Origin of the sequence: Cytobacillus solani (assembly GCF_001420595.1) — a bacterium.
GTDB lineage: Bacteria > Bacillota > Bacilli > Bacillales > Cytobacillaceae > Cytobacillus > Cytobacillus solani.
In genome coordinates this window covers 4,361,855-4,380,620 of record NZ_LJIX01000006.1, presented here as the reverse complement: position 1 = coordinate 4,380,620, position 18,766 = coordinate 4,361,855, and the positions used below count along the sequence as shown (strand labels likewise).

The following is an 18,766-nucleotide window of genomic DNA, read 5'->3' as shown; positions in this document are numbered from 1 at the left end:
CCAGCCGGCTCGCCTTATGCTTGTCGCCGATAAGCGGGCGCCCTGCGCTTTCCTAATAAGGGTGGTGAGAATATGTCTTTCGCTTCGGAAACGAAAAAGGAATTAACGAATCTGGAGGCAAAGGATTGCTGTGGAAAAGCGGAATTATCAGCGCTTATACGGATGAATGGCTCGCTTTCATTTTCCAACAGAAAATTAATCGTTGATATTCAAACAGAAAATGCAGCGATAGCAAGAAGAATTTATATCCTGATTAAAAAAAATTATCATGTACAAGTAGAACTGCTCGTTCGAAAGAAAATGAGGCTAAAAAAGAATAATGTCTATATTGTTCGTTTATCAGAGAAAGCCAGTGAAATTCTGGACGACTTAAAAATAATAAGCGAGGGCTTTGTTTTTACACACAATATTTCGGAAGCATTGATTAAAAAGAAATGTTGTAAGCGCTCTTATCTTCGTGGTGCCTTTCTGGCCGGGGGATCTGTTAATAACCCAGAAACTTCATCGTATCATTTAGAAATTTCTTCACTTTATAAGGAACATAACGACTCTTTATGTGAATTGATGAATACATTTAATTTAAATAGTAAAACGCTTGAGCGAAAAAAAGGCTTCATCACGTATTTAAAGGAAGCTGAAAAAATTACCGAGTTTTTGAGTGTCATTGGTGCTCATAATGCATTGCTTCGATTTGAAGATATACGGATTGTCCGTGATATGAGAAATTCAGTGAACCGACTTGTCAATTGTGAAACAGCGAACTTAAATAAAACGATTGGTGCAGCCATACGTCAGGTCGAAAATATACGATTTATTGATGAAACAGTTGGCCTTCATATTTTGCCAGATAAGCTAAGGGAAATTGCTGAGCTGCGGGTAGCCTACCAGGATGTTACGTTAAAAGAGCTTGGTGAAATGGTTTCAGGAGGAAATATAAGTAAATCAGGTATTAATCATCGTTTAAGAAAAATAGATGAAATTGCTGATAAACTGCGAGCAGGGGAATCGCTTTAAAAAAATTATGATTCGATATGGGAGGAAAGGAAGAAATGTTGGAAAAACAGGTTGAAGTAAAATTAAAAACAGGATTGCAGGCACGGCCTGCCGCACTTTTTGTGCAGGAAGCCAATCGATTTTCATCGGATGTCTTTCTTGAGAAAGATGGAAAAAAAGTAAATGCTAAAAGCATCATGGGCTTGATGAGCCTTGCTGTTAGCTCAGGGTCAGTCATTACGTTAATTGTAGACGGTAAGGATGAAGCAGAAGCACTTGAAGAACTGTCTAAGTATATTCAAAAGGAAAATTAATCGAAATCGCGAAGAGTCTGGAGCTTTATTCCAGGCTTTTTTTTTGGATAAAAAGCAAAATGCTCGATAAAATAAAAAATCTGCTTGATAAAATGAAAAGCATCTTCATGAAAGGAATGATAAAAAAACACATGAGATTTCGCAAACGAAATCTCATGTGTTCTCAATTATCAAACCTATTTTACTTCTCTTTCTTATCTGCAGCAGGCTTGCGTGTAATAATTTTATCAACTAATCCGTATTCTAATGCTTTTTCAGCAGTCATGAAGTTGTCACGATCTGTATCTCTCGCAATCACTTCAAGTGGCTGACCAGTACGTTCGGAAAGAATTGTGTTTAGCTTATCACGAAGGAAGAGAATGCGTTTAGCAGCAATTTCAATTTCAGTTGCTTGCCCTTGAGCTCCACCTAGTGGTTGGTGAATCATTACTTCACTGTTTGGAAGAACGTAACGCTTGCCTTTTTCACCAGCTGCAAGCAGGAATGCACCCATAGAAGCAGCCATACCTGTACAAATCGTTGATACATCTGCTTTAATGTACTGCATTGTATCATAGATCGCCATACCAGCAGTAATGCTTCCGCCTGGGCTGTTAATGTATAATGTAATATCTTTCTCAGGGTTTTCAGCTTCCAAGAATAATAATTGTGCAACAATCGAGTTGGCAACATTATCATCGATCGCACTTCCAAGCATGATAATACGATCTTTTAATAGACGGGAGTAAATATCGTAAGCGCGCTCTCCACGGTTTGTTTGTTCAATAACTGTAGGGATTAGGTTCATCTCATTATTCCTCCTTTAATTAAGTAAGGGTAACATACAAATGCCATATATTTTTCCATTGATGTATGTAATCTCATGATACACTGTTGGTCAATAAAGGTCAAACAATACACTTCCACAAAACAGGATTATTATTCGACATCTTCCTTCTAATATATATCTCCGTTTCCATCATTCCCGCTCTTCCGGTTTTTAAACAAAAGATTCCTTGCAAAGTTTGAAAAAATCGCATATAATCTATATTTGTAACGCAAATGCATATTACACAATGCCCTCGTGGTGCAACGGATAGCACGTGAGATTCCGGTTCTTAAGATGTGGGTTCGATTCCTGCCGAGGGCGCTAAATTATTGATAAAGATGGGTTTTTCAAGTATTTCGGTTGAGAGTGTCCAACTTTTGTCCGAATACATTGAAAAACCCATCTTTTATTTCACTCAATTTTCTCTAACCAAGCACTCATAAAATGATTAACTTTTTCATTGCTAAGTTGCTCAGAACGCTTGGACATATGGCCATAAGTATTTAATAAAATTGTTTTATCTGTATCTCCAAGACGTTCACCAATATAATTTATATCTGCAATTCCAGATTCCAACAAAATAGCTTCATGAGTATGCCTAAACATATGCGGAGTAACATGCATTAGTTCGTGTCGCCTACATAACGTTCTAAGCATATCAGCGTAGTTTGGCATTTTTACCAATTCTCCTAAAAATTTAGGTCTCTCTTTCATTTTCATAACCCACTCAGAGCGAATTCTATTCCATTCTTTTAATCTCTCAATAGTAAAGTCAAGTACAATCACTCGTTCCCCACTTTTCCCTATCTTGGTAGTTGGTTTTACAACATATACCTCAGACACCCTAAAAAGTGTTTTATCGATATTTAATGTATTAGCGTCCAAATCTATATCATTTAACGTAAGTTCGCAAATCTCCCCAATACGGGCTCCTGTAGCGACTAAAAGATGAAGTAGTGAGGATATTCAACTAGCCAGTCCTTTTTTGCATGCTGGATTAATTCAAGATATTGTTCTAACTCAAGAAAAGGGCAGATAGGATCACATTTGATTCACAAGCAGAGTCCATCTACTACAACTAACTAAAATACTTAAAACACGCTAACCATATCAAAGTCTTTAAGCTTTAACCAAGACATTTGCTTCAGGAAGGGTTTAAAAAAATGGAAAGACATAAAGCCCCATTTATTAAAAAGCTGACTTTGAAGTGACAAAACTGGATGGCAGTACTCAAATAATTGTTGTAAAAGGTGCAATCACAAAAGAATTTGCAATCAAACAAAATCTTTTTGAACTAAAGTACATGGATTCAATTACTCTTTTGAAATATGAATATGGTCAATTTGTGGAGGTGTAAAGAGTAATCCGATGAATGCCAAGCACTTTAAAGCTCCAGGAGCACATTAGTAAATTTACGATCGATAAAGAACTAGCAGCATATCTTTTCCAATCAAGGAGAGGGCAGGACCGAATACACAGGGTTCAGGCCTGGAAGATACTTAACGCAAGAAGTAGGGCTTGAAGAGATAGGCACTCACACATTGAGGAAGACGTTCGGATATTATTTTTACAAGCAATATAAGGATGTGGCTGCGCTGCAGGAGATATTTAATCATAGCAGTCCGGCAGTTGCGGTGAGATATATAGGTATTACGCAGGATATCATCGACGAAAAGGTGTATGGGTTTAGTTTATAGACTTTGTATTATGTTTCCTAAAAAAAATCCCTTCTTTATGAAGAGATTCTAGTAACTTTATTTTTTCTTCAGCAATTCTATAATTCTCATTTGCATTACGATCACGATTGATATTAAGAAAATAAAAACAAATGACACTCCAAAAATGGCTGTTGGATCAATGAGAACAAGCAGATATAACATGATAAAGGCACCAAAAGTAATTAATAAAGTACTGGCAATATATTTACTCAAATTTACCCCTCCGAACTGGTTTATATCATAATTATAACAGTTTGGAGGAAGTGCATATTATGAATTATTATTGAGTTTACTGTTGAGAAAATAGAATCAATTGGATATCCAATCAACTCTTTAGTTTTTGATACTTACAAATTTCGAATCCTGCATTAAAAATTGAAATTACCATAATGAAGAAAAATAGGATTTGAATAAACGAGTTAGCAGACCAATATCCTATGAAGTTCATAAAAACCAGAATTAAAAACAACAGGGCTGTAGTAACAGAAATTATAGATCGAAGTTTGTTATTCATAAAATGCTCCTCACAAATCAAATATGTAAACAATATATAATGTAAAGTTAACATAAATAAACGAGGATTTAAACCTAAAATTTAACAAAAAGACTTATGAAACAAAAGAATTATTATGTTTCCAATTTATTAAATGAAAAAACAGACTAAATTAGTCTGTTTACAAAAAAGTACTCCATATAGCCTTAAAAAAGATTCCTAGTCCACCTAAGAATACACCTAAACAAGCTAAACTCAATGGGGATCCCCATTTAATTTCTGGCATAGATTTAACCTCATTTCCTTGTAGTTCCAGTTGTAGTTATAGGAAATTATACCATAATTTTCATAATAGGGAAGTTGTTTGTAAAAGAATTATTAAGTTTATTAGGTTAGGAGGGAGTTTATTTGGAGAAAAAGAACGTTTAGAAGGATTGATGACAGCAATTTTTGAATCTACTCGCCAACAAAGGCTATGGAATTTATGATCGAGTCGATATTGATATGGATGATTTCATGTTTTTACATCGTTTGGCTGAAAAAACAAATCAACTGCAGAAGGAAATTTCTCATTGGAAAAAGGCATTCGATAATGAAAATAAAATTGCTGGTCATCTCCAGAAGAAAGTTGAATGCTTAGAAAAGGAACTTAGATCGTATCAAGAAATTGCCGATATAAGTGAAATCGGAATTGCAGGAGCTGAAAGAAATTAATAATTTAGCAATTTGTTAAAAGAAAGGGTTATAACATTGCATCATATTAAGGTAAAAGAGTGCAAAAGGTGGTTAAAATAACTAGTCTAGACAGAAATTCAACCATCAACCTAACTCCTTTCAAATTCAGTATTTCAATAATCTAATAATAAATTTTGATTATTTACCTAGTATATCTGAACTGTAAATTCATTGTTAATTATCATGAAGCAAATTGTTAGATGAATCGATCGTCTACTTAATAAGCATTATGTTGTGCGCCCATAAGGGCAGATAAGAATTCGCTGTGTGGCAACAGCGTAGGTTAAAATTCACAATCTATACCTATCATCAATCATCTTATCCGAAAGGGAAACCAGACGGGGAGTGTAGCATGGTGAATAATGCCATAAGTTGGCGAGATTCTACGTCACGACTGAATGGCTAGATGAAATATGTAAATAAGGAAGAAAGCTATACTGCTTGAATGATAGTCTAAGGACGATGATGCTTGCGCATGAAGAATGGAATCTGAAACTTCATGAGAATATGGGGGAGGTGTTGGAACACTGCACCAAACCAAGTGAATCATATTCTTCCATCTACCATCAGTAGAAACAGACGAAAGTCACTTCCGACATTACAATAAGCTATGTTTTTATCTGTCTAAATGGGGATTACCTAAGTTGGAAAGCCTTTTGAGGCTATGATAGTTGTATCTGAATATCCAATAGGGTAACGGAGTTTCCGTAGTAGTCTGAGATAGGGAAAGCCTATTACATGGCGAAGGGAAACAGTTTGTCGAGTTTGATACGAAAATGGGTCAATGCGGGAGGCATTATGAGAAATCCGATATTAGTGTTAAACACTCTATCTTCCAAAGCGAAAATAAAAGGATATCAATTTGAACGCTTGTATAGGAATCTATACAATCCTGAATTTTTTCTCAAAGCTTATGGGAAAATATATGCCAAAACAGGGAATATGACTGCTGGTTCTGATGGAAAGACAGTTGATGGTATGAGCATTGAAAGAATTGAACGTATTATCGAGAGCCTAAGAAATCAAACCTATAGTCCAGTGCCTGCAAAACGTGTGTATATTCCCAAGAGTAACGGAGGAAAAAGACCTCTAGGAATTCCGTCTTTTGAAGATAAGCTTGTTCAAGAGGTAGTTAGAAACTTATTGGAAGAGATATATGAACCTGCTTTTTCACCCAATTCACATGGATTTAGACCAAGAAGAAGCTGTCACACAGCACTTCTACAATGTAAAAATACTTTAACACATACAAAGTGGTTTGTAGAAGGTGACATCAAAGGATTCTTTGATAATATTGACCACCATATTTTAATAAACATTCTTCGCAAAAGAATAAAGGACGAAAAGTTTATTAATCTAATATGGAAGTTCTTAAAAGCTGGCTATCTTGAGGATTGGAAATTTCACCAAACATACAGTGGAACCCCACAAGGTGGGATAATCAGCCCAATATTATCTAATATCTATTTAAACGAATTGGACATTTATATCGAGGAATATAAAGCTTCCTTCGATAAAGGAACCAAAAGAGCAGCTAATAAGGAGTACATGAAAATAAGCAAAAAAATACATGAACTCAAGAAAACACTTCACAACGAATGGCAAAATCTTACGGAAGAAAATAGGTTTAATTACAAACAGGAAATCAAAAACCTGTACAACTTACGAGGTACTATGCGGAGAACGGTTCAGAATGACCCTAATTTCCGAAGAATACAGTACGTAAGATATGCCGATGATTTCCTTATAGGAATTATAGGAAGTAAACAGGACGCCGAAAAGGTTAAGGAAGACCTAACAAGATATCTAAAGGAAAAGCTTAACTTAGAGCTATCACAAGAGAAAACCCTAATTACCCATAACAAGAAGAAAGCACGTTTCTTAGGATATGACATCATGATTTCGCAGGATGAATCCCTCAAAGGAGGTACTTTCAAGGGACAGAAAATTACTCGCAAATCTGCAAAAGGTAAATGCTATCTCAGTCTACCTAGAGAGAAATGGATTAACAAATTATTATCTCTAGGTGCGCTTAGAGTGTCCTTCGGACATATCTGGAAGCCAATACACCGTACCTACTTAAGTAATCTTGAAGATATTGAAATAATCAGTACGTACAACAGCGAAATTGAAGGACTATATAATTATTACAGAATGGCTTTCAATGTTAGCAATCTTCATAGCTATTATTATGTAATGAAATTTAGCTTTCTTAGAACAATGGCTCAGAAATATAAGTCATCGGTAGGTAAAATGGCTAGTAAATACAGAGTTCATAAGGATTTGGGTGTAAAATTTGAAACCAAACAGGGTGTTAAAATCCGACTATTTTATAGCAAAGGTTTTAAATACAACCTATCCGTTTTAAGAGAAGAAGGAATGGATTTTAGAGAGCAAACAGCTATGTACGGTGGAAGGACTAGCTTAGTAGAGCGCCTACTTGCGAATAAATGTGAATGGTGCGGAGCTGAGAACGTACCCATCGAAGTTCACCATGTGAGGAAAATAAAAGACCTTAAAGGCAAAAAGTTATGGGAGCAAAATATGATAGCGAGAAGAAGAAAAACCATGACACTGTGTAAAGAGTGCCATGTAGACTTACACGCTGGAAGACTAGATTGACAAATGGAGAGCCGTATACATCGAGAGGTGTACGTACGGTTCGGAGGAGAGCGTTTGGAAACCTATCATAGCAATATGACAAGGCGCTGGGCGCTTATCCTACGCCGAGCAAGCGACTAGCATCCACCATTGCCATGTGAACAAGGTATGTTTTATCCAAAGCTCCAACCTAAGATCTGTTAATTGGTTAGAAACTTTATCAATTTTTCCCCCTAATTGGTCCAATGTTAACACCACTTCATAATTTTTAATAATAGAGTACCCATGGAAAAAAATTTATGATATCGGTTTAAAAAATGTGATAAGTTATATATTTTTTGTCGTAATACGATTTTTAAAATGATAGTATTGATTCCTTTTAGGTATAATATTAGTCGATTGATATTTCATATGGTGCTAAGCGAGTATGTTTAATCAATTTTACTGTTGGACCATAAGGAAGTTGATATGTTAAACGGTCTTTTCTAGTTGAAACATGATGTCCAGTTGAAGGCTCTATATCGAATGTAATCTTATGATAAAGCCACGGAAGCCATTAACTCTTTTAGTCTCAATTACATCAACTTTCCAAAGTTCAATCTCTGGAGAGAACGTTGTGAAAATACCGCTCTGGGATAATTTTATGAGAGTATGGTGGAAATATGGAGAAACTTTTCAATTTGTAACAGCATTATTGCAGGAGCAGTCCAATTCCTATATGGGAATTGGACTATTTTATTGACTATTTTACTTGTTTTAGCCATTCTTGATTTTATAAGTGGAATGGCTGCTGGCTTTGTTTAAGGAAATTTAAAAAACAAAGTGGGCATGATTGGGATTGTAAGGAAAGTTTTCATCTTTGTAATGGTAGCTGTTGCGCATTTAATAGATCTATTGCTAATTGAAAGCGGTTTAGAAACAAAAGCATTGGTAATGACTATGGTTATTGTGTTTTACGCAGTAAACGAGATTTTATCAATAACAGAAAATGCAGGACGGATTGGTCTTCCAGTGCCAGAGCAAATTAAGAGTGCAATCGTTGTCCTTAAAAGGAAAGGATGATAGAAAATGACAAAGAAATTAATCGTTGATATTTCTCATCATCAACCTAATAGTAAAATCAATTGGGAGCAGGCTGCCAAAGAGGTTGCGCTATTTGTTATTCGTACACAATATGGCACCTCTACGATTGATCGAGAGTATAAAAAGCACGTTGCTTCTTGCAAGCAGTATGGGATTCCATTTGGACATTATATTTACACGCTATTTAAAGATAAGAATGATGCTATCCGTGAAGCAAAAGACTTCCTAAGTAGATGCGACAAAGATGCAAAATTTTTAGTTGTTGATGTAGAGGTACAGACCACAAAAACAAAAGCTGAAATGGCTCCAGCTACTCAAGTATTTATTGACTATTTAAAGGCTAACGATAGCAGACCAGTTGGGTTATATACTGGACACCATTTTTACAAGCCATATGGCATGGATAAAGTAAAAGCAGACTTCCTGTGGATTCCACGTTATGGCAAAAATGACGGAACCCCATCCAAAAAGCCTGATTACGCTTGCGACCTATGGCAATACACTGAAAAGGGTCGTGTGAACTGGTATGGAGGATATTTAGATCTGAACCAATTAAACGGTAGTAGATCATTGGAGTGGTTTATTGGAGTTGAAAGTATGCCACCAGCTCCTACAGAAAAACTAATGTGGGGTAAAACTGAATTTAAAAAGGGGCAAATTGGTCGTGTAACAATCCTCAAACCAATAAATTTATGGATTGATAATGAAGAAGGGAAGCTTGAAATGGTGCGTATCTTAAAACCTGATGATCAGTTTAGGGTATATGGATATCGTGATAAATATGGCGGGCAGTATGATGTTGGCGGGGGACATTGGGTCACAAAGATGGATGGTTATATCAAGTATGAGACTCCATCTAAAGCTTTGTTAGCCCAGGCAGCAGAAGTTTATAGTTGAATACAAAAAGCCCATCTCAAACGAAATGGGCTTTTTATGTCTTACTTAAGAAAAGCGCCCGATCGTAATATAAGTTTAACCAGTTTTTACTGGTTGAATTTTTTTTATTTAGTTTTATTATAGCGGTAGTCGGAGTAGAACGTAGCGCCCGTGGGACTTGATCCCGTCCGCAAAACTGTTCACTCCCTACTTGTATAAGCATGTTTCAGGCTGGTTGGGACAATGATCCCGTTTAACAAGCGAACCTATGACAGTACAAGCAGCTCTAGGGACAACCGACTAATCTTAATTTCCAAGGAGGAGATGATGATGAATCCAGTAGTAGGGCTGGATGTTTCTAAGGGGGAAAGTCAGGTACAAGCATTCTTGGATAAGGGTCAGCCTTTTCGTAAAAGTTTTAGTATAAAACATACAGTGGAGGGCTTTGAGAATTTATTAGGATTCTTAAAAGAGATTGAAAGAGTAGCTGATGGTAAGCAACCTTCGGTTATATTAGAATCAACAGGACATTACCACTCTCCTGTTATTCAATTTTTGGAGGAACAGCAATATGTTTATATTATTGTGAATCCCCTTATCTCTCATCGTGCAAGGAGTACAAGTTTAAGAAAGGTAAAAACAGACGCTGTCGATGCCTATCTTCTTTGCGAACTATACTACAAAGAAGAAGTTGAGCCGTATAAGAAAAGAGGTATTCAACTCTTATACCTTCGTAATCTTACAAGGCAACAAGAGACAATTTCAAGTATCTCTGCACAAACCAAGGTACAGCTTCTAACAGTGCTAGATCAAATATTCCCTGAATATAGAGGTGTCTTTGGTAATTTATATTCAAAAGTCTCATTACAGACTCTTTTCTTATTTCCTACTTCTGAACTTGTACTAAATACTACCGAATCCGTTTTAACTGAAAAGATTGTATCGTTATGTACCAGACGTTCAGAAAAGTGGGCAAAAGAAAAAGCACAAAAGCTTATTGAGGCTGCAGTACGAAATCCATTTCAAAGCAATTTGTATGAAAGCCATATATTTAACCTAAAGATGTTTATTACCATTGTTCTTCAATATCAAGAGCATCTATCACAACTAGAAACTGAAATAGATGCCCTCGCTAAAGAAATTGAAGAATATAAGATTATCCAATCTATCCCTGGTATCGGAGAAAAGATTGCGGCAACAAACATTTCCGAAATTGGAGGAATAGATCGGTTTAATCATCCTAAAAAGTTAGTTGCCTTTGCAGGAATAGATCCTAGTGTTTACTCTTCTGGAAGGTTTACAGCGACCAACAATCGCATAACGAAAAGAGGATCTAGAAGGTTAAGGCAAGCATTATATATGGCTGTATACTGTGGAATTCGAGATGCCCGTAAACAAAAGACGAGCGATACCGTTATACCTCGAAACAAAAGATTAAGAGAGTTTTACGATAAAAAACGCGATGAAGGTAAACCCTATAGAGTAGCAATAATTGCTTGTGCTAATAAGCTTTTACACTTGATTTATGCACTTTTAAAGAACAAAACCATCTTCCAAGAGTTAGCTTAAAAACTATATTTAACAACATAAAACAAAACCTTCCAATAATGAAAATCAGGAAGGTTATTTGGCATACTCATCTTTAGTATATCATCTAATTTTTCATTTTTTATTGAAAAATGTTGACAACTATTAGCTGGTTTTGTTGAAGATGGACTCTGATCAGTAGAATTTGGGGTTTCAACCAATTCAAAGGATACTTTTTGGCCATGTTTTAGAAATCTGAATCCATCAGGAAACCTTTCCGTATCAAGTAATATAGAACTGAAATTAAGAAAAGAATCGCTGATTGGTGAGTCTATTATAAACAAGTGAAAGCAACAACTATTATAAAGTGCTTTTCGGCTTCTTGATTGATAATTTTTTTAATATGCTCCTTCCAGCTAACAACGCAAAATATAAAGAAATTGTGACTAGTAATATTGCATAAAAGTCTCGTCTAGCAAGGTAAGTTGTAGAGTGAAGACCTTTTATAAGTAAGTGAGCAAACAGGTAGGAGATAGGCAATAGAATAATTTTTTCTAGTCCATTTCTTATTTTTTCGTTCTTACGGAATATGGCCAATCCAATTCCACAAATAAGTAAAAATACTATAGCAAACAACACATAGTAGCTTAAAACTAGCCGAGGTAACGTAATGACAGAACCATCCGTTATTGGATCTCCATAAATTAAAATATTTTCACTTCCATCGGTATTGTAATAATAGATTGAAGCGACCGTTTCTCCATTCGGGTTTAAGACAGTATTTTCTAGGTTGTTTTTGCTTATTTTCTGGTGCCAGATCGTTTCCCATGTAGTTATATCATAGACATAACCTGAATTGTCTGCTACTGGATATTGTTCTACATGGAATCCAGAGACTTCTTCACTAAATTTCAAAAGTACAGTTCCGTCATCCTTCTTAATGATTGAAACCGCATTTTCATTATAAGAAATGTATGCTGGCGCTGTCAGATAAGCCATTGTAACCACTGCAAAAACCAATGTTACCATGACTGAAAGAATAATCGTTAGCAGCTTTTCCCTTCGCAATGTATTTTGTATGTTTCTTAAGGGAGCTATATCGGTATCTACTGGCAGTTCTTCAAGAGTCCTCATTTCTTCAAGTCGTTTTTTGCAGTTTTCACAAGAAGCTATATGTTCTTCAACTATATCTCTAGTATCTTGACTTGCCATATTCTCGACATATAACGGCAGTATATCCCTAATCATATTACAGCTAATTTTCATTGATAATCCCCCAATCGCGCTTTAATCTTTTCTCTAGCACGGTGATAAGTAACACAAGCCCAATTATCACTTTTTGCAAACAATTTGCCAATTTGCTTAAATGACAGTTCTCCAAATACACGGAGCGTAAAGACCTTTTTATATGGCTCTTTTAAATTCTGGATAATTTCATGTACCTTCATAGACGCTTCTGAAGTGGTTATTTCTTGTTCTACATTGTCTCCACTAGCTGGTTCTGGAACCGACTCAAAATCTACAAAGCTTTTTTTCTTACGCAAATAAGAGTAATAACTGTTTTTGGCAATTTGGCATAACCAAACACGGATATCACTATCCCCTCTGAAACTGTCTAGCGATGTTAATGCCTTCATAAAAGTTTCCGAAGTGACATCTTCAGCGATATGCTTATCGCCAGATAAACTATACACATATAAAAATACATCTTTAAAGTATGTATTATAAATATCCTCAAGCTGTGTCACCATCTCACCTCCTTACATATAAGACGCGATAAACTCAAATATCTTACAAAAATATAAGAAAAACCGAACAAAGTACGCCCGATCCTTTTTTCTTCTACCATAATTATTGGGTCCTGTAGTCGATACTTCTTCCCATGTATTCCTTTATAATATTCAGGGACCATTTCTCCTCCACATTGTTCACAATGAAATCGGTTTAGTTTAAGTGAAATATATACAATCTTTATACTAACTAATATCTTATTACCAAGCGATCTTCAACAATCTGGCCCGTTCGTATTATAAGGTCAATCAGAAAAGAAAATATTTCTGGTTGACCATTTTTTATATCGATATATGATTACGGTAGCCGAGGTAGAACGTAAGCGCCCTTGGGACTTGATCCCATCCGTTAAACAGTTCACCCCCTACTTGTAGAAACTTGATTGAGGCTGGTTGGGACAATGATCTCGTATAACAAGCGAAGCTATGATACTACATGGAGGAATAGGGGTTACCGGTTAATCGATTTTCAGGAGGAGATAAATGATGAATCCAGTCATAGGTCTGGATGTGGCAAAAGGTGAAAGTCAGGTTCAGGCATTTTTGGATAAAAAGCAACCGTACAAAAAGAGCTTCAAAGTAGCTCATACTCTTGAAGGGTTAAGTAATCTTCTTGATTTTATTAGAGAAGTAGAAGATATATCAGGGGGGCGTCCTCCTATTGTGTTAGAATCCACTGGACATTATCACACACCAATTGTCCAGTATTTCGAGGTCAGAGGATATTTGTTAATTATCGTGAATCCTCTCCTATCGTATCGGGCTAAGAGTTCTAGTTTACGCAAGGTAAAGACTGATATCATAGACGCTTATCACCTCTGCGAGCTGTACTATAAAGAGGACTTAGAGCCTTATAAACAAAGAGGAATCCAGCTCTTAAACCTTCGTAATCTTACAAGACACGAAAATATTACAGGCATGTTTGTACAAACCAAACTGCAATTTCAGGCAGTTCTCGATCAAGTATTTCCTGAATACAATGGAGTTTTCGGAGCCTTATATTCGGATGTTTCTTTACTAACTTTACAGGCATTTCCCACTTCAGAGGAAGTTTTGGAAGCAAGCAAAGAAACCATCGCTAACAAAATAAAAGAGTTCTGTAAAAGTCGTTCACAACAATGGGCAAACAGTCAGGCAGAAAAACTAATGGCTGCCGCAGCACAAAACCCATTTCAGAAAACTTTATATCATAGTCTTTCTTTAAGTTTGAACATGTATATTAATATGCTTCTTGAATACAAAAAACATCTATCTGTAGCTTTGAAATAAAGACGTACTGTTTATAAAAAAGATGTACCGTTTTAAAGAAAGTCATACCGTTTATAAAAATGATGAGTCGGAATTATCTACACTTCAGTTTTTCTTATTGAACTAACACGGCAGGTTAGCGTAATAAATATCAGATTTTGAATAGTTAATTTTAAATTTAGAAATATGTTATTATTTCACATAAGAGTATATTGCTTTAAATAATTTTAAAAGAACTTTGGAGGAACAATATGAATATAAAGTTAGCTACGCTAGAGCAAGTTAATCAAATAGAAATTTTATATCAAGAGCTTTTTTTTAAAATGTCAAACTTTCAGCCCAAATATATAAAGCCTGCAAAGCAGGATGTAGAGTTTATAAGGAAAACAATCAATGAAAAGGATTCGGATATTTTATTAGCTGAAATTGATAACTGTACTATAGGTTTTTTACTTATTCAAGAACTAATCACACCATCATATACGTGTTTGGTTGAACACAAATACGCATTTATTCCAGATATAATTGTTGGAACCAAATATCAATCTCAAGGAATTGGTTCAGCTTTGTTATTAGAAGCAAAAAAATGGGCTGAAAATCGAAATTTAGATTACTTAGAGTTGAATGTACTGTCTGAAAATATTGGTGCTATTACTTTATATGAAAAGCAAGGATTTATAGATGTGAGCCATACAATGCGCTATGAATTTAATTGAAAAGACATAGGGAGTATTAGTGTGTTAAGAAACTAATTAATTCTGTTCAGTAATTGGGTCGTATTGTTAAAAATCAGAAGGAATTTTTGAGAAGGAAGTTGAAATTAATGATATTCTTCAACTAACGGGGGCTTTTGTTGAAGAAGGAACAAAAAATGATCAAACTTTTTTATAAAAGAATCTTTCAATTTAACACAAGAAGAGCATGTTTTGATTAATCTTTTTTTCAAAACATGCTCTTTTCTTTTGTTCGTTTATCAAGGTTAATAACATTTTTTTAATTAAACTTTATTTCAAAGCTACACTATCCACGCTTGAAGACGAGATAGATGCTTTAGCAAAGCATATTGAAGAGTGTAAGATTATCCGGTCCATCCCCGGCATCGGTGAAAAAATCGCTGCCACGATTATTTCTGAGATTGGGGAAATTGATCGGTTTAATCATCCTAAGAAACTAGTAGCATTTGCCGGAATCGATCCGAGTATCTTTGAATCTGGTACATTCAAAGGTACTTTAAATCGAATTACCAAAAGAGGCTCTAGCAGACTAAGACAGGCCTTGTATATGGCAGTTAAATGTGCCATTCGAGATTGTCGCAAGCAGAAAACGACAGATGAAATTATTCCCCGTAATAAGCGATTACGAGAGTATTACGATAAGAAACGTGAAGAAGGAAAACCCTTTAAAGTAGCTGTGATATAAATATTTCTATATTAATTGGTATAACTTAATCCTTAGAGTAATGCTCAAGGGTTTCAAAAGGATAAGCGTTTGTCCAATGATAAGGTTGTAAGTTTTCTAATGTTACAAACTTCAAGCAATTATCTGGAGTTGTAACGCCTACTTTTACATCTGTCCCCCAAAATCTAAGTCTTTCTTGACAAACACCACAAGGTGAAAGTACTTTAAATGGACTATTTTCGTCATCTCTTACTACACATAAGCAATGTGATACACAAGAATTAAATTTATGTGCTTCACACATTGCTCCAACCTCAATGCATAAATCAACGCTACTATTTGCTGTTTCTATAGAGACACTTGTTAAAAATTTACCATCATCAGTATGAATTACTGCTACACCACCCCAACCTGTAGGATATCTCTTGGTTATAAATTCCGTCGCTATATTATACATTTCCGTCTCTATACTTTTTACTTGGTTCATACTCTCACTCTCCGATTTATATGTTTATGGTAATTATAAGATAATTATCATTGTTACGCTAACCTCTTCGTATGCTCTATAACCCTTACTCCATTAAATGGCCCGAATGTTGAACAAAGCTAATGACGATTTTTCCACTAAACTGCTGTGTTAGATAAACAATCCAAATTAATGAGCCCTTCCGGTTGGAGGGGCTATATACAAATATTTTATTCTCCATTCATTATCTTAACTAGTCGTAAATTCTTTTTAGACGGGGTTTCGTATATAACCTTTGAAGTGTCTTTTTGAATGAACATACCTACCAGTGCATCTTTTAAACTCTGTACATGTTCTGGTAGCATCATGACAGTCAACTTTATAGTTTCACGGTCTTTTTTCATTAATTCCATCTCCTTTTCGTATATTATATGCGAACGTTAGTTCTTTATTCAACTTGAAACCGAATGAACGTTCGTATAAAATGATGGTAAAGGAGGTCAGATTGATGAGAAGTTTACTATTAAAGGCGGCAGCAAGTGGGGCATTATTAGAAATGATTTACCAGGACTGTAAGGGGAATATTAGCCAGCGAAAAATTAAGGTGTTATCAGTAAACGAGGAGTCATTTAAAGCCTATTGCTATATTCGGAAACAGCAGAGAACCTTTAAAATAAGTAACATCTTATCAGTCGGGCAAGTAAACAGCCTAAGTAGAGGGGCATAATTATGGCTAAAGTTAAGAGAAAACGACCAACAAGGGATGAATTCGAGTTAGAGGAGATTGGAAATACACTTGTAGAGGCATATGATGAAAAAACAGAAGTAATTTTAGATGTTTGGGAAAAAGGAACCGTTCAGGGGAATATTATAAAAATGGATAGCCGCACAAAATTAATTTATATCGAAAAGGATTCAAAGGTTACTAAAGTTCCTTTTATGGACATAATGAAAGTTTCGGTATTATAAAGTGGAGCTCCTCTCATTTGAGAAGAGCTTTATTTATTCCACCAAATCTCCCCAGAGATTTTTCTCTGTACCGTTAGTGCTCTTGCGATTCGTAGCAGACGTAGTCTTCATCTCCAACAAACTCCACCATTTATTGAGATCGATTACAAACAAACCATGGCAAAAAACATTCAAAAAGTCAAAAGATATACAAAGTTATCCACATATAATCCACAATTTGCACTTATTTGGGTGACAAATCCACCTTATCGAAAGAAAAAGCTTTAGCAGCTATGTGAAGGTCTGAAAAACCAAATCTACCTATGGGAGGACTTAAAATGAGTGTTCAGACAATGTCGATTAAGGAATTCATGGCTGGGAACAGTATAAATAGAAGGAAACAGAAAAAGGCTGGTAAATTGGTTAGAAGAATCGGTACATCTATTGCGATGCAGGATTGGGTTCGTTTCCTGCAGAGGGCGCTACTTTAATTTAGAAATATCATAGCGAAAAGCCGTAAGCCCAAACGTTTCATGGGTTTACGGCTTTTTTTCAGCTACAAGCCCGTAGGCCTCTTTCTCCATTAAAACTAGTTCAGTACATATTTTTTGCGTACGATAGATGTTAGAATTAATCGGCAATCTAGCAGTTTTCTAAACTTAGTTTCCGTGAGAATTTCAATATTCCTTCCTGCTTCAATTAGCTCATAAGCTTTTCTTTCCTTTGAGCTTAATCCGCTGCTTCCAACAAGTAAATGATCCTGTTTTCCAACGACAAGATAATTTGTTTTAGAACTTACTCCACTTTTAATGATTCCTCCTAGGTTAACTACTCTTTGCATGGCTTCCTCACGATCCATTGTTAATTCACCAGTAAAAACAAAATTTTTACTATAAAAAGGGTGGTGAATATCAAAATCGTTAGTAGATGGAATCATGTCTTTTGTGGATATTTTGGCGAAATTCTTTTTTCTCTTCTTAAATTCCGTTTGAATCTTTAATTCTGAGAATCGTTTTATCGGTATTGAACTATAGGTACTAATATAGGTATGGATGGATTTCCTTCTTTTTGTTTCCATGCATTTTAAAACTAATTCCGCACATGCTCTCGCATCATCTAAGGCGTTGTGGTGATTATTAAGAGTTATGCCAAACCTTTCTGCACGGTCTTTTAATGAGCTGCCGATACCTTCCCCACTACACGCGCGAGTACTTATTGGAATACTGCACACATAGTCGAATTCAGGAACTTCAATTGAATAGGTTTTCAAGCAATTTCTCAATACATTCATATCGAACTGAGCATTATGTGCGACAAATAAACTCTCATTATGAAAATAATGGCTAATCTCCCCCCACACTTCATCAAATTTTGGTGCGTTCTTTAAATCATCAAAAGAAAGACCATGTATTTTTGACATCTCTTGATCGAGTTCGAGGGTAGGAGGCTGAATCAGATAATACTTTTCGTCAATGATTTTATTGTTCTGGATGAATACCATTCCTAAAGAGCATGCACTGTTCATATGGTTATTGGCTATTTCAAAATCAATCGTTATGAAATCCATTTGGCTTCCCCCTTTTAGTTTAAAAAATAATTAAAGTTATAATAATCCCACATGGATTTAGAAAATGACAGGACAAGATTTAAACTTATCATAGTTGAAATAAAAAGTTAAAATGAATGGCTTGTATGCTTAAATCATTGAAGAATCTTCTCTATTATTATAAAGTGATTGAAGCATTCACTTCATCCCTTTTTTGTTTTG

The 18,766-nt window shown here is 35.4% G+C and carries 20 protein-coding genes, 1 tRNA gene and 4 pseudogenes; 17 read left to right on the top strand and 8 right to left on the bottom strand.

Features of this window, described 5'->3' with window-relative positions:
- Window positions 1-72: 72 nt before the first annotated feature.
- Window positions 73-1,014: a DNA-binding protein WhiA gene (whiA, locus tag AN957_RS23720; RefSeq protein ID WP_053478813.1), complete on the top strand. Its 942-nt coding sequence runs from the start codon at window positions 73-75 to the stop codon at window positions 1,012-1,014.
- Window positions 1,015-1,049: 35 nt separating this feature from the next.
- Window positions 1,050-1,307, top strand: a complete 258-nt coding sequence (locus tag AN957_RS23715) for an HPr family phosphocarrier protein (RefSeq protein ID WP_053478867.1) — start codon at window positions 1,050-1,052, stop codon at window positions 1,305-1,307.
- Window positions 1,308-1,488: 181 nt separating this feature from the next.
- On the opposite strand, the gene clpP is transcribed toward AN957_RS23715, so the two are convergent.
- Window positions 1,489-2,094, bottom strand: a complete 606-nt coding sequence (gene clpP / locus AN957_RS23710) for an ATP-dependent Clp endopeptidase proteolytic subunit ClpP (protein ID WP_053478814.1) — start codon at window positions 2,092-2,094, stop codon at window positions 1,489-1,491.
- Window positions 2,095-2,364: 270 nt separating this feature from the next.
- Here clpP and AN957_RS23705 point away from each other — a divergent pair.
- Window positions 2,365-2,436, top strand: a tRNA-Arg gene (locus tag AN957_RS23705).
- A 90-nt stretch (window positions 2,437-2,526) separates the two neighbouring features.
- Here AN957_RS23705 and AN957_RS23700 read toward each other — a convergent pair.
- Window positions 2,527-3,081 carry a site-specific integrase gene (locus AN957_RS23700; protein WP_082446724.1) on the bottom strand — a complete coding sequence of 185 codons (555 nt, stop codon included), beginning with the start codon at window positions 3,079-3,081 and terminating at the stop codon, window positions 2,527-2,529.
- A gap of 238 nt (window positions 3,082-3,319) precedes the next feature.
- Between AN957_RS23700 and AN957_RS27920 the strand changes: the two are divergent.
- Together AN957_RS27920 and AN957_RS29255 are read left to right on the top strand one after the other, a co-directional pair.
- Window positions 3,320-3,472 (top strand): annotated as a pseudogene (locus AN957_RS27920) (DUF1064 domain-containing protein); the annotation flags it as partial.
- An 82-nt stretch (window positions 3,473-3,554) separates the two neighbouring features.
- Window positions 3,555-3,812 carry a tyrosine-type recombinase/integrase gene (locus AN957_RS29255; protein ID WP_082446722.1) on the top strand — a complete coding sequence of 86 codons (258 nt, stop codon included), beginning with the start codon at window positions 3,555-3,557 and terminating at the stop codon, window positions 3,810-3,812.
- A gap of 57 nt (window positions 3,813-3,869) precedes the next feature.
- Here AN957_RS29255 and AN957_RS27915 read toward each other — a convergent pair whose 3' ends face one another.
- On the bottom strand, window positions 3,870-4,046 hold the full coding sequence (locus AN957_RS27915) for a hypothetical protein (RefSeq protein ID WP_156319181.1): 177 nt from the start codon (window positions 4,044-4,046) through the stop codon (window positions 3,870-3,872).
- Window positions 4,047-4,776: 730 nt separating this feature from the next.
- Between AN957_RS27915 and AN957_RS23690 the strand changes: the two genes are divergently transcribed.
- The 6 genes and pseudogenes from AN957_RS23690 to AN957_RS23670 all read left to right on the top strand — a co-directional run bounded on the left by AN957_RS23690 (window position 4,777) and on the right by AN957_RS23670 (window position 11,190).
- The gene (locus tag AN957_RS23690; protein WP_053478817.1) at window positions 4,777-5,040 is read left to right on the top strand and encodes a hypothetical protein; all 264 of its coding nucleotides are present in this window, start codon (window positions 4,777-4,779) and stop codon (window positions 5,038-5,040) included.
- 819 nt (window positions 5,041-5,859) lie between these two features.
- Window positions 5,860-7,683, top strand: a complete 1,824-nt coding sequence (locus AN957_RS23685) for a reverse transcriptase/maturase family protein (protein ID WP_053477617.1) — start codon at window positions 5,860-5,862, stop codon at window positions 7,681-7,683.
- A 633-nt stretch (window positions 7,684-8,316) separates the two neighbouring features.
- Window positions 8,317-8,466, top strand: coding sequence for a hypothetical protein (locus tag AN957_RS29040; RefSeq protein ID WP_321172084.1), 150 nt, complete (start codon window positions 8,317-8,319; stop codon window positions 8,464-8,466).
- A 15-nt stretch (window positions 8,467-8,481) separates the two neighbouring features.
- A pseudogene (locus AN957_RS29035) lies at window positions 8,482-8,724 on the top strand (phage holin family protein); the annotation flags it as partial.
- Window positions 8,725-8,730: 6 nt separating this feature from the next.
- Complete coding sequence (locus AN957_RS23675) at window positions 8,731-9,642, top strand: GH25 family lysozyme (protein ID WP_053478818.1); 912 nt, start codon at window positions 8,731-8,733, stop codon at window positions 9,640-9,642.
- A 309-nt stretch (window positions 9,643-9,951) separates the two neighbouring features.
- Window positions 9,952-11,190, top strand: a complete 1,239-nt coding sequence (locus tag AN957_RS23670; RefSeq protein WP_056686422.1) for an IS110 family RNA-guided transposase — start codon at window positions 9,952-9,954, stop codon at window positions 11,188-11,190.
- A gap of 318 nt (window positions 11,191-11,508) precedes the next feature.
- On the opposite strand, the gene AN957_RS23660 is transcribed toward AN957_RS23670, so the two are convergent.
- Together AN957_RS23660 and AN957_RS23655 are read right to left on the bottom strand one after the other, a co-directional pair.
- On the bottom strand, window positions 11,509-12,414 hold the full coding sequence (locus tag AN957_RS23660; RefSeq protein ID WP_053477618.1) for an anti-sigma factor family protein: 906 nt from the start codon (window positions 12,412-12,414) through the stop codon (window positions 11,509-11,511).
- Window positions 12,411-12,899, bottom strand: coding sequence for an RNA polymerase sigma factor (locus tag AN957_RS23655; protein WP_212139252.1), 489 nt, complete (start codon window positions 12,897-12,899; stop codon window positions 12,411-12,413). Before AN957_RS23655 ends, AN957_RS23660 begins: the two co-directional genes overlap by 4 nt.
- Window positions 12,900-13,424: 525 nt before the next feature.
- Here AN957_RS23655 and AN957_RS23650 point away from each other — a divergent pair.
- The 3 genes and pseudogenes from AN957_RS23650 to AN957_RS23640 form a co-directional block, all read left to right on the top strand.
- Window positions 13,425-14,192 (top strand): annotated as a pseudogene (locus AN957_RS23650) (IS110 family transposase); the annotation flags it as partial.
- Between the two features lie 245 nt (window positions 14,193-14,437).
- A complete protein-coding gene (locus AN957_RS23645) occupies window positions 14,438-14,902 on the top strand; it encodes a GNAT family N-acetyltransferase (RefSeq protein ID WP_053477620.1) in 465 nt (154 codons plus the stop codon).
- A gap of 295 nt (window positions 14,903-15,197) precedes the next feature.
- Window positions 15,198-15,602: pseudogene (locus AN957_RS23640) on the top strand (transposase); the annotation flags it as partial.
- Between the two features lie 28 nt (window positions 15,603-15,630).
- Here AN957_RS23640 and AN957_RS23635 read toward each other — a convergent pair.
- A complete protein-coding gene (locus AN957_RS23635) occupies window positions 15,631-16,071 on the bottom strand; it encodes a cytidine deaminase (protein ID WP_053477621.1) in 441 nt (146 codons plus the stop codon).
- Window positions 16,072-16,280: 209 nt separating this feature from the next.
- A complete protein-coding gene (locus tag AN957_RS28255; RefSeq protein WP_180320708.1) occupies window positions 16,281-16,454 on the bottom strand; it encodes a hypothetical protein in 174 nt (57 codons plus the stop codon).
- A 104-nt stretch (window positions 16,455-16,558) separates the two neighbouring features.
- Between AN957_RS28255 and AN957_RS23630 the strand changes: the two genes are divergently transcribed.
- From AN957_RS23630 to AN957_RS27905, 3 genes are all read left to right on the top strand, one after another.
- The gene (locus AN957_RS23630; RefSeq protein ID WP_053477622.1) at window positions 16,559-16,777 is read left to right on the top strand and encodes a hypothetical protein; all 219 of its coding nucleotides are present in this window, start codon (window positions 16,559-16,561) and stop codon (window positions 16,775-16,777) included.
- A 2-nt stretch (window positions 16,778-16,779) separates the two neighbouring features.
- Window positions 16,780-17,019, top strand: a complete 240-nt coding sequence (locus AN957_RS23625) for a YolD-like family protein (protein WP_053477623.1) — start codon at window positions 16,780-16,782, stop codon at window positions 17,017-17,019.
- A gap of 317 nt (window positions 17,020-17,336) precedes the next feature.
- A complete protein-coding gene (locus AN957_RS27905) occupies window positions 17,337-17,489 on the top strand; it encodes a hypothetical protein (protein WP_156319152.1) in 153 nt (50 codons plus the stop codon).
- Between the two features lie 98 nt (window positions 17,490-17,587).
- Here AN957_RS27905 and AN957_RS23620 read toward each other — a convergent pair whose 3' ends face one another.
- Window positions 17,588-18,565, bottom strand: coding sequence for an exonuclease domain-containing protein (locus AN957_RS23620; RefSeq protein WP_053477624.1), 978 nt, complete (start codon window positions 18,563-18,565; stop codon window positions 17,588-17,590).
- Window positions 18,566-18,766: the final 201 nt, after the last annotated feature.

Excerpts from the sequence above, each read along its gene's own strand:
- AN957_RS23645 (WP_053477620.1), top strand. The coding sequence starts at position 14,438 with ATGAATATAAAGTTAGCTACGCTAGAGCAAGTTAATCAAATAGAAATT.
- AN957_RS23655 (WP_212139252.1), bottom strand. The coding sequence starts at position 12,899 with ATGGTGACACAGCTTGAGGATATTTATAATACATACTTTAAAGATGTA.
- AN957_RS27905 (WP_156319152.1), top strand. The coding sequence starts at position 17,337 with ATGAGTGTTCAGACAATGTCGATTAAGGAATTCATGGCTGGGAACAGT.
- AN957_RS23620 (WP_053477624.1), bottom strand. The coding sequence starts at position 18,565 with ATGGATTTCATAACGATTGATTTTGAAATAGCCAATAACCATATGAAC.
- AN957_RS28255 (WP_180320708.1), bottom strand. The coding sequence starts at position 16,454 with ATGAAAAAAGACCGTGAAACTATAAAGTTGACTGTCATGATGCTACCA.
- AN957_RS23635 (WP_053477621.1), bottom strand. The coding sequence starts at position 16,071 with ATGAACCAAGTAAAAAGTATAGAGACGGAAATGTATAATATAGCGACG.
- AN957_RS23625 (WP_053477623.1), top strand. The coding sequence starts at position 16,780 with ATGGCTAAAGTTAAGAGAAAACGACCAACAAGGGATGAATTCGAGTTA.
- AN957_RS23670 (WP_056686422.1), top strand. The coding sequence starts at position 9,952 with ATGAATCCAGTAGTAGGGCTGGATGTTTCTAAGGGGGAAAGTCAGGTA.
- clpP (WP_053478814.1), bottom strand. The coding sequence starts at position 2,094 with ATGAACCTAATCCCTACAGTTATTGAACAAACAAACCGTGGAGAGCGC.
- AN957_RS23630 (WP_053477622.1), top strand. The coding sequence starts at position 16,559 with ATGAGAAGTTTACTATTAAAGGCGGCAGCAAGTGGGGCATTATTAGAA.
- AN957_RS23685 (WP_053477617.1), top strand. The coding sequence starts at position 5,860 with ATGAGAAATCCGATATTAGTGTTAAACACTCTATCTTCCAAAGCGAAA.
- AN957_RS23715 (WP_053478867.1), top strand. The coding sequence starts at position 1,050 with ATGTTGGAAAAACAGGTTGAAGTAAAATTAAAAACAGGATTGCAGGCA.
- AN957_RS23660 (WP_053477618.1), bottom strand. The coding sequence starts at position 12,414 with ATGAAAATTAGCTGTAATATGATTAGGGATATACTGCCGTTATATGTC.
- AN957_RS23675 (WP_053478818.1), top strand. The coding sequence starts at position 8,731 with ATGACAAAGAAATTAATCGTTGATATTTCTCATCATCAACCTAATAGT.
- whiA (WP_053478813.1), top strand. The coding sequence starts at position 73 with ATGTCTTTCGCTTCGGAAACGAAAAAGGAATTAACGAATCTGGAGGCA.